We start from the raw sequence: 231 nt of genomic DNA on the forward strand, positions 1-231 counted from the left end.
CTGCCCACTACCTGCTCGCGGGTGCCTTTGTCATCCTGCTGGCGCTGCTGATCGCTCATGAAATGAGCCGCGGTGGCCGCAGCCTGAGCACGTCGGAGCTGACCGCGCTGGTCAACAAGGACGAATCCGTTGTCGTGGATATTCGCCCGGCCAAGGAATTTGCCGGCGGCCACATTGTTGGCGCCCTGAACATTCCGCAGGACAAGCTGATCGCACGCCTGGCCGAGCTGG

General features: G+C 63.2%; 1 protein-coding gene. It reads left to right on the forward strand.

Annotated elements, in window-relative coordinates; translation table 11 throughout:
• Nucleotides 1–231, forward strand: a 231-nt coding sequence (locus SB765_RS34345; RefSeq protein WP_410933119.1) for a rhodanese-like domain-containing protein, incomplete at both ends; no start/stop codon positions are given.

This window comes from Pseudomonas sp. SIMBA_067 (assembly GCF_046534675.1).
Taxonomy (GTDB): domain Bacteria; phylum Pseudomonadota; class Gammaproteobacteria; order Pseudomonadales; family Pseudomonadaceae; genus Aquipseudomonas; species Aquipseudomonas putida.